Source organism: Nonomuraea sp. NPDC047529, assembly GCF_040642995.1.
Taxonomy (GTDB): domain Bacteria; phylum Actinomycetota; class Actinomycetes; order Streptosporangiales; family Streptosporangiaceae; genus Nonomuraea.
Map to the genome: position 1 here is coordinate 50,679 of NZ_JBEYTJ010000055.1, position 8,974 is coordinate 59,652.

Annotated in this window: 8 protein-coding genes and 1 pseudogene; 5 read left to right on the forward strand and 4 right to left on the reverse strand. The window is 72.1% G+C overall.

Features of this window, described 5'->3' with window-relative positions:
• Window positions 1-3 precede the first annotated feature (3 nt).
• Together ABZ815_RS47600 and ABZ815_RS47605 are read right to left on the reverse strand one after the other, a co-directional pair.
• A complete protein-coding gene (locus tag ABZ815_RS47600; protein ID WP_357708604.1) occupies window positions 4-1,197 on the reverse strand; it encodes a tetratricopeptide repeat protein in 1,194 nt (397 codons plus the stop codon).
• A gap of 208 nt (window positions 1,198-1,405) precedes the next feature.
• Window positions 1,406-2,218, reverse strand: a pseudogene (locus ABZ815_RS47605) (helix-turn-helix transcriptional regulator); the annotation flags it as partial.
• Between the two features lie 182 nt (window positions 2,219-2,400).
• On the opposite strand from ABZ815_RS47605, the gene ABZ815_RS47610 reads away from it, so the two are divergent.
• From ABZ815_RS47610 to ABZ815_RS47625, 4 genes are all read left to right on the forward strand, one after another.
• A complete protein-coding gene (locus tag ABZ815_RS47610; protein WP_357708606.1) occupies window positions 2,401-3,441 on the forward strand; it encodes an alpha/beta hydrolase in 1,041 nt (346 codons plus the stop codon).
• Window positions 3,442-3,466: 25 nt separating this feature from the next.
• On the forward strand, window positions 3,467-3,940 hold the full coding sequence (locus ABZ815_RS47615) for a cupin domain-containing protein (protein WP_357708608.1): 474 nt from the start codon (window positions 3,467-3,469) through the stop codon (window positions 3,938-3,940).
• A 63-nt stretch (window positions 3,941-4,003) separates the two neighbouring features.
• On the forward strand, window positions 4,004-4,831 hold the full coding sequence (locus ABZ815_RS47620) for an alpha/beta hydrolase (protein WP_357708610.1): 828 nt from the start codon (window positions 4,004-4,006) through the stop codon (window positions 4,829-4,831).
• 94 nt (window positions 4,832-4,925) lie between these two features.
• Complete coding sequence (locus ABZ815_RS47625; RefSeq protein WP_357708612.1) at window positions 4,926-5,993, forward strand: MBL fold metallo-hydrolase; 1,068 nt, start codon at window positions 4,926-4,928, stop codon at window positions 5,991-5,993.
• 24 nt (window positions 5,994-6,017) lie between these two features.
• On the opposite strand, the gene ABZ815_RS47630 is transcribed toward ABZ815_RS47625, so the two are convergent.
• The gene (locus tag ABZ815_RS47630) at window positions 6,018-6,578 is read right to left on the reverse strand and encodes a GNAT family protein (protein WP_357708615.1); all 561 of its coding nucleotides are present in this window, start codon (window positions 6,576-6,578) and stop codon (window positions 6,018-6,020) included.
• Window positions 6,579-7,064: 486 nt separating this feature from the next.
• On the opposite strand from ABZ815_RS47630, the gene ABZ815_RS47635 reads away from it, so the two are divergent.
• Window positions 7,065-8,378 carry a tetratricopeptide repeat protein gene (locus tag ABZ815_RS47635; RefSeq protein ID WP_357708618.1) on the forward strand — a complete coding sequence of 438 codons (1,314 nt, stop codon included), beginning with the start codon at window positions 7,065-7,067 and terminating at the stop codon, window positions 8,376-8,378.
• A gap of 87 nt (window positions 8,379-8,465) precedes the next feature.
• On the opposite strand, the gene ABZ815_RS47640 is transcribed toward ABZ815_RS47635, so the two are convergent.
• Window positions 8,466-8,974 (reverse strand): proprotein convertase P-domain-containing protein (locus ABZ815_RS47640; protein WP_357708621.1); only part of this gene is annotated, 509 nt, incomplete at its 5' end.

Here is an 8,974-nt window from a genome sequence, read left to right on the forward strand (position 1 = left end):
CGGTCAGGATGCGGCGATCGCCAGATCACGGCAGCGGCTGCTCGCCTCGGCATCGCCGATGGCCTGGTACACCTCGGCCGCCCGCGCATAGGCCTGGTGGCTCTCGCCGGTCCGGTCCTCCTCGGCCAGCAGGGCCGCCAGCGTCTCCAGAGAGCGGGCCTGCGAGAAGGCCAACCGGCCCTGCTCCATGAGGCTGATCGCCTCGGTGAGCTTGCTGATCGCCTCAGCCCGATGGCCGAGCAGTGCCAGACATTCGCCGACACGGGCCAGCACGATCGGCCGGAGGAGCGCCGCGACGCTCGGAGTCGTCCCCGAGCGGTCGTCGTTCAGCAGGTCCAGCAAGCCGAGGTACTGCTCCAGTGCCTCGGCGTAGTGTCCGGCATCGCGAAGGCAGGTGCCGAGGCCGCCGAGAGAGTGGCAGTACCGATCGATGTCGCCGTTGGCCTGGTAGATCTCCGCCGCCCGGGTTTCCGACGCGATGGCCTCGTCGAGCCGCCCGAGCCGTCGGAGCGCGCCCCCCGCATGGTGGTGGGCCAGGGCGACCTGGATCGTGGCACCACTGCGGGTGGCCAGGTCCGTCGCCTGGGCCGTGTACCGCAGCGTGGTCTCCGGATCGTCTCGCGGCAGCAGATGGACCCAGGCCAGCATGTTCAGCTGCGTGGCCTGCCGGGCCTGATCGCCCAGGGCGGCGGCGGCCTCGGCGCCGAGGGTGAAGACCTCGTGCCAGTGCGGCGCGTGCATCCACCGGTCGGAGAACCAGTCCATCGCCTCGGCGCAGTCGAGGACGGCGGCGAACCGGCCGATGCCGGCCCCGTGACGTAACGCGCCCAGCCAGTTGTCCGCATTCACGCGCAGCCAATGGTCGGCCTCCTCCAAGGAGGACAGCTCAGCGGCATCGGGGTCGGCTCGGCCGGGATCGCCGTACCCGGGATCGAACCACCGCCCGGCGATCGTGGCCGTCCGCAGCAGCCACGACATCATCGCCGCGGTGAACGCGTCGCGCTCGGCCGTGGATTCCTCCTGCTGGAGCCGGTCGCGGGCGAACAGCCGGACCAGGTCGTGGAAGCGGTAGCGTCCCGACGCGTTGTCCTGCAGCAGACCGAGGTCGACGAGTTCGTCGAGGGCGTCCCATGCCTCCTCGATCGACGTGCCGCCCACCACGGCGGCCAGAGCGGCGTCGAAGTCGCGGCCCGGCACCAGGGCGAGCCGGCGGAAGAGCCGTCGCGTCGCGTTGGCCAGCTGCTCGTAGGACAGCCCGAACGCGGTGGCGATCTTGAGATCGCCGGCGCTGAGCTGGTCCAGGCGGCGCTCCTCGTTCGTCAGCCGGGCGGCTAGGTCGGCGGCGTTCCAGCCGATTTCCGGCGATCCGCAGCGCGAGGGGCAGACCGCCGCACAGCTGCGCGAGCTGCCCGACGGCCGATCCGTCGTCGGCGGCGCCGCGGTCCTTGAGTATTCCGGTCAGCAGCTCGGCGGCTTCCAGCAGGGACAGGGGCCCGAGGGCGAGCCTGCGCACTCCTTCCAGACCGGCCAGCAGGCGGCGGCTGGTCACCAGGGCCCTCCCCGCGCCGCCGCCCGGCAGCAGCGGCCGGACCTGCTCCTCGGAGGCGGCGTTGTCGAGCACGATCAGCACGCGCCGGTCGCGCAGCAGGGACCGGTACATGGACGCCCGTTCGGTGACGTCGGCCGGGATCTGCTGGTCGGCGACGCCGAGGGCGCGAAGCAGCAGGCCCAGGGCCTCCTCGACGGGCAGGGGCTGCGGGGACATGCCGAACAGGTCGAGGAAGAACACCCCGTCGGGGAAGTCGGGCCGCAGGGTGTGGGCGGCGCGGATGGTCAAGGTGGTCTTGCCCAGCCCGGCGGAGCCGGTGATGAGCCCGACGCCCGCGGCGCCCGGCGCGTCCCCGGCGCGCAGGAGCTCGCTGGTCCAGGCCAGTCCCGCGACGCGGCCGGTGAAGTCGTCGACGGAGCGCGGCAGCTCGCACAGCCCGGTCGGGCGGGCCCAGTGATCGCGCAGGCGGCCCTCCCGCGCCAGCTCGACCAGGTGCCTGCGGTCGGCGTCGCCGAGGCCGAGGGCGTCGGCCAGGGCGGTGACGGTCCGGTGCTGGGGGCCCTTGCTGCGTCCGCGTTCCATGTCGGACAGCGTCCGGTCGCTGACCCCTGAGGCCGCGGCGAGTTGCTCCAGTGTCAGACGTGCCGCGTGCCGGTGGCGGCGCAGCACCTCCGCGAAGCCGGGTGTGGTGATCGAGTGCTCCTTCGCCGCGTCCGGTGGAGATCACCCAAAGCTTACGGCGAGCTCGGCGGCCACCTCGGGCCGCCTCCCGGTGCCGCGGCCACGTCGCGCTGGGTGACGCAGTCAGGTGACGCTCGCCCGGCGGCCGGGCCGGTTCCTACGGTTTGGCCATGACCACAGCACTGCCCAAGCCCCCGGCGAACCGCCTGCGACGCCCCGGCGTCGTCGTCCCGATCGCGGTGATCGGCCTGCTCGCCTCCCTCGCGCCCGCCGCCTCCGCCCAGGCCGCGCGGGCGCCCGTCACGGCCGTCGTCTCCGGGACGCCGTCGGAGACCGGCCGGGAGCCGCGCCTCCCCGCGGGTTTCCAGGAGAAGAAGGTCCGCGTCGGCGACGTCGCGATCAACTACGTGCGCGGCGGACGCGGCCCGACACTGGTGCTGCTGCACGGCTACCCGCAGACCTGGTACACCTGGCGCGAGGTCCTGCCGGAACTCGCCGAGCACTACACGGTCATCGCGCCGGACCTGCGCGGCGCGGGCAGGAGCGACGCACCCGCCGGAGGCTATGACAAGAAGACCCTCGCCGCCGACGTGCACGGGCTGCTGACCGAGCTCGGCCTCAACCGGAAGATCAGGCTCGTCGGGCACGACATAGGCACGATGGTCGCCTACGCCTACGCCGCCGCCCACCCCCGCGACGTCACCAGGCTGGTCCTCAGCGAGGCGCCCATCCCCGACAAGAGCCTGTTCACCTTCCCGTCCCTGACCGCCAAGGGGCCGGGCTTCTGGAACTTCGGCTACTTCAGCCTCACCAACGGCCTGCCCGAGCGCATGGTGAAGGGCAGGGAGGAGCAGTGGGTGGAGAGCTTCGCCGACTCCCTCGAGGTGAAGAAGAACGGCGTCGGCGACGAACAGGTCCGCGAGTACGCCCGCTACCTGCGCGACGACGCCCACCTGCGGGCGAGTTTCGACTGGTTCCGCGCCCTCCCCGAGGACGTCGCCGACAACCGCGTGTACGGCGCGAAGAAGCTCACCATGCCCGTGCTCGCCATCGGCGCCCGCGGCAGCCTCGGCGACTTCGTCCCGGCCCAGGTCCGCCGGTACGCCAAGGACGTGACCGGGATCGTCGTCGAGAACTCCGGTCACTGGATCTTCGAGGAACAGCCCCGGCAGCTCACCCGCACCCTCCTGCGCTTCCTCGCCAAGAGCTGACCCGGCGCCCGGAACAGGAGCCCCCATGCACAGACCACGTCCGTCCCGCACCGGCGACCCGCGCGACCCCTTCTGGTTCCTCGGCGGCCGGGCCCGCGTCCTGGTGCCGGGCGCGGCGACCGGCGGCGCCCTCAGCGTGATGGAGTTCACCGACCCCGAGGGCCACGCGCCACCCCTGCACGTCCACGAGGCGGAGGACGAGATCTGGATCGTGCTCGACGGCGAGATCACCTTCTTCGTCGGGGACGACCGCCACGACCTGCACGCCGGCGCCGTCGCGCACGGCCCGCGCGGCGTCCCGCACAGTTACCTGGTCCGCTCACCGGACGCCCGCATGGTCGTCGCCTTCGGCCCCGCCGGCATCGAGGACTGGTTCGCCGCCAACGGCTCGCCCGTCTCCGGCATGAACGACGTGCCGGCCGCCTTCGACCTCGACGCCGTCGTCGCCTCGGCCATGGCGTACCGGCTGCGCGTGGCCGGTCCTCCTCCGGTGGCCTAGTACCCGCCCCACCCGACGTTCCCGCCCCACCCGACGACTTCCCCGCTACCAAGGAGCTCCGCAATGTCCCCACACACCCGGCCGGGAATCCGGATCCTGCTGCCGCTGGCGCTGGCCGTCCTGGCCGTCCTGGTCACGGCCTTCTCATCGCCGGCCACCGCGGCGGCCCGGCGTACGGCCAAGCCCACCGTGGTGCTGGTCCACGGCGCGTTCGCGGACGCGTCGAGCTGGAACAAGGTGGTGGCCCGGCTCCAGGGGGCCGGCTACCCGGTGATCGCCCCCGCCAATCCCCTGCGCGACCTGGCGGGCGACTCGGCCTACCTGTCGAGCGTCGTCTCCTCCATCGACGGGCCGGTCGTCCTGGTCGGCCACTCCTACGGCGGGGCGGTCATCTCCAACGCCGCCACCGGCCACCCCAACGTCAAGGCGCTGGTCTTCGTCGCCGCGTTCGCCCCCGAGCAGGCCGAGTCGGCGCTCGACCTGACCGGCCGGTTCCCCGGCAGCCGGTTGCCCACCAGCCTGGTCACCCGCCAGTACCCGCTGCCCGGCGGCGGCACCGGCACCGACGCCTACATCGACGGCGAGGCGTTCCGCGCCGCCTTCGCCGCCGACCTGCCCGCTCGCGACACCGCCCTGATGGCCGCCACCCAGCGCCCGGCCTCCCTGGCCGCGCTCGGCTCCCCGAGCGGGCCGCCCGCCTGGCAGGCCATCCCCTCCTGGTACCTGGTCGCCGGCGCCGACCAGGCCATCCCGCCCGCGGCCCAGCGGTTCATGGCCAAGCGCGCCGGCGCGCACACCAGCGAGGTCAAGGACGCCTCACACGTGATCATGATCTCCCGCCCCGACGCCACCGCCGCCGTCATCACCGCGGCGGCCCGCACCGTCCGCTGATCCCGCGCGAGATCCACCGGGCCGGAGCCGCGGCAGGCGCGGCCCCGGCCCGGCCGCCCGTCCCGCGCACACCTTCCGAACGGAGACGATCCCCATGATCCACACCACCGCCCGCTCCAGCAGGCGAACCTTCCTCGGCCGGGCGACCGCCGCGTCGGCGCTGTCCCTGGCCGCCGGCCTGCTCGGCACCGGCGAAGCGGCGGCCTCCGGAACCCTGCCCGACTACGCACCCATCCCCGAGGCGTCGAAGGGCCCGGCGCTCAACGACAAGGGCTACTTCGTCGGCCGGATCGCCGGCGACCTGTACTGGGTCACCGACTCCTCCTACCAGGCCATGTTCCTGACCACCCGGGAGGGCGTCGTCCTCGTCGACGCGCCGCCCACCATCGGGCACAACCTGCTGCGCGCCGTCGAGGAGGTGACCCGGGCCAACGGCCGCCCCCGGCAGGTGACCCACCTCGTCTACTCCCACTCGCACGCCGACCACATCGGAGCCGCCTCGATCTTCGGCAAGGACGTCGTCCGCATCGCCCACACCGAGACCGCGAGGTTCCTGCGCCGGGACGCGGACCCGAACCGGCCGGCGCCCACGGTCACCTTCGACGACCACCACGTGCTGCGGGTCGGCGGCGAGCGTCTCGAACTGGCCCACCACGGCCCCAACCACTCACCGGACAACATCTTCGTCCACGCCCCCGAGCAGGAGACCCTGATGGTGGTCGACGTGCTCTATCCCGGCTGGGTGCCGTTCAAGAACCTCGCCGTCTCCCAGGACGTCCCAGGCTGGCTGCGGGCCCACGACATCGCCATGAGATATCCGTGGCGCACGCTCGTCGGCGGCCATCTCGGCCGTCTCGGCACCCGCGCCGACGGGCACCTGCAACAGCGGTACCTGGCCGACCTGCGGACCAGCGTCCGGGACACGGTCGCCAGGCTCGACCCGGCGCCGTTCTTCGACAAGTACGGCCAGGCGGGCAACGCGTGGGCGATCTTCGCCGGCTACCTGGACGCGGTCGCCCGGCAGGCCGCCGCCCCGGTCGTCGCCGGCTACCTCGGCAGGCTGGCCGCCGCCGACGTGTTCACCGAGGACAACGCGTACGGCCTGCTGGAGTCCATGCGGATCGACACCGGCCTGCTCGGCCCCTTCGGCATCCACCCCTGACCGGCGGGCCCGGCGTCCGGTGGTTCAGGGCCGTCGGCGGCTGGCCCGCCATTCCGGGGCGAGCACCGACCAGAGCTCGGCATCGTGCCGTTCGCCCCGGTGCAGGTGGCTTTCGCGCAGTACGCCGTCCCTGGTCATGCCGAGCCGCCGGGCCACGGCGATGCTGGCCGTGTTCCCCGCCGCGGCCTGCCACTCCACGCGGTGGATGCCGCGTTCCTCGACGGCCCAGTCGATGATCACGCGGAGGGCCCGGGTCACCAGGCCCTTGCCCGCCGCCGACGGTTCCAGCCAGCAGCCCGCCTCGGCGGTGCCGTGCCGGACGTCCATCGTCCGGAACAGCACGCCGCCGGCCAGTTCGCCGTCGGCCCAGATGCCGTAGATGCGCCCGATGTCGGCCGCCGCCTTGTCCGCGTACTCCTGGAGCACCGCCCTGGCCGATTCCAGGTCGGTGACGAGGTCGGGCAGGGAGATGAACCGTCCGATGAACTCGCGTCCCCGGTCCACGTGGCTCAGGAACTCCTCGGCCCGCCAGGGCTCCAGCGGACGCAGCTCGGCGCCGTCGTCACCCAGGGAAATCGCGAACATCGCTGCCTTCCGTCCATGCTTCACCCGTTCTGCGAGATCTTCTCACGGGGGTGAGCCGCCCGGACCGGACGGGATCGGCGACCGTCGCCCGCCTGCGTCGCGAGCTCGCCCGCGGCACGATCGAGCCGGCCGTGCTGTCGGTCCTCGGGTTCACCGCCGATACGGCGGGCCAGGCCGCGCGAGTACTACGCCATCACCCCGGAGGGTCGCACCTACCTCGCCATGCTGCGCGCCGAGTGGAGCGGCCTGGTCGACGGGATGCGGCAGCTCCTCGACACCCTTGGTGAGGTGCGGGAACGAGCAACGACCGAGAGATCGTCCTGGCGGCGCGACATCTCGCCGGTGTATCGAAAAACGCGTACGCCACGGCAACAGGCTTCCGTCTTCACTGAAGGCGCGGATCACAGCACGTCGGTGCCGGCGTGTGCGGTGACCGTCCGCCGCACGGCGAGTCGCGGCGAAGACGATCACGAAGGGGAGAAGGCTTTGACCGATGACGGAATCTGGGACCGGAGGTCGCTGTTCCGGGGCGCCGCCGTGCTGGCCGGCGCCGCCGCGACCGCGCCGCTGCTGGAGAGCGCGGCCATGGCGGCGACCGGCGGCGGCGACGCGGACGCGCTGTTCAAGGCCGGGAAGTTCGAGCAGGCCGGCCGCGCGTACGAGGAGATCCTGAAGAGGGACCCCCAGAACCTGAGCGCGGCTCGCGGGCGTGGCCATGTCGGGCTGTTGTCGAACCGGTTCGCCGAAGCCGAGAAATACCTCAAGACGGCGGTCAGCCTGGCGCCCGGCGACAAGGAGGCCAACGAGCTCCTGGGCGACTGCTACATCCGGCAGGACAAGTTCGCCCTCTCCGTCCCCTGCTGGAAGGCGGCCGGTGTGGACGACTACGCCAAGTGGTTCGCGGCGGTCAGCGGCGAGCCGTACCAGATCAAGGGCGACGTCGGCCGGGTCCGGTTCCAGCAGATGGACCCGAGGCCGCTGGTGGAGGCCTCGGTCAACGGCGGACCGGCGAAGAAGTTCACGTTCTACACCGGCGCCCCGAATCTGAGCCTGACCGCGTCGGTGGCCAAGGAGGCCGGGCTGACCCCCGTGGTCAGCCAGAAGACCGACTTCGAGGGCACCCCCATCTGGGTCTACTACGGAGTGCTGGAGTCCTTCAAACTGGGCGACCTCGAACTGCGCAACGTCCCCGTGGGGTGGTCGTCGACGGAGTCGGGCGGCGACGTCGGCACCGACGGCGACGGCATGATCGGCACGTGGGTCTTCTACCACCTGCTGACCACGTTCGACTACGCCGGCAGGCAGCTGATCCTGCGCCGCCGCACCCCCGAGACGGCCAGGAAGGCACGCGCCGCCGCGGCACGGGCGGGGGCCTCGCCTCTGCCGCTGTGGCTGGCCCGCGACCACAACCTGCACAGCCTGGGCAGCATCGCCGATTCCGGACAGCGGGTGGTGGGGGTGAACCTGGGCGGGTTCGGCGAGATCGCCGCGGGCATGCCCGGGGACGTGGCCAAGCGCCTGGGGGTGCGCACCGACCAGGACCGCCCGATCGAGACGTTCGCCCACAGCCACCCGACCATCACCTATCCCTGCTACCCGAAGGAGATCCGTCTCGGTGACGCCGTCGCCCGGCACGTCTACTGCGAGGCCGACCCGAACATGCCGGTCAACGTGCCCTGGCCCTACGGGACGGGCTTCGACGGGCTGGCCCACTTCGCCCACTGCTTCTTCAAGCCCTACAACGTCACCCTCGACTTCACCGGCATGAACCTCTACCTCGTCCGCGGCAAGGCCACCTGATCATCGTGCGGACCGGTGGTCGCACGACGACGTGAAGGGGCCCCGGCCGGATGACCGGCCGGGGCCCGCTACCCCTGAGTCCGACGGTCAGACCGTGATGGTCCAGGAGTCCAGGAAACCGGTGTCACCGAAGTAGACGTCCCGGATGTCGAGCGTCCAGGTGCCGGCCGCCTGCTGGCTGACCGGGACCGTGAAGGTCCTGGTGCCGTACTGCGTGCAGGAGGTGCCGCCGTAGGCGTCGACCAGGTAGTAGGTGCCGCTCGGGCCGCGGAGCCGGATGTTCAGGTCCTCGGCGCAGGTGTGGCTGATCGTGATGGACAGCTTGACCGGGGACGCCGCGGTGCCCGTCGCGTTGGACGTGATCGAGCTCGTGGTCGTGGAGTAGTCCCTGATCTGGTAGTCGGTGTCGTTGGTGAACGTCCGGCCGCCGGGGTTGCCGGTGCCGACCGTGAGGTTGAAGGTCACGTTGTGCGTGGTCGAGCCGGTGCCCGTGCCCGTGACGGTGATCGGGTAGGTGCCCTGCGCGGTGGACGCGCCGACCGACAGCGTCAGCGTCGAGGAGTTGCCGGAGGTCACCGACGCCGGGTTGAAGCTGG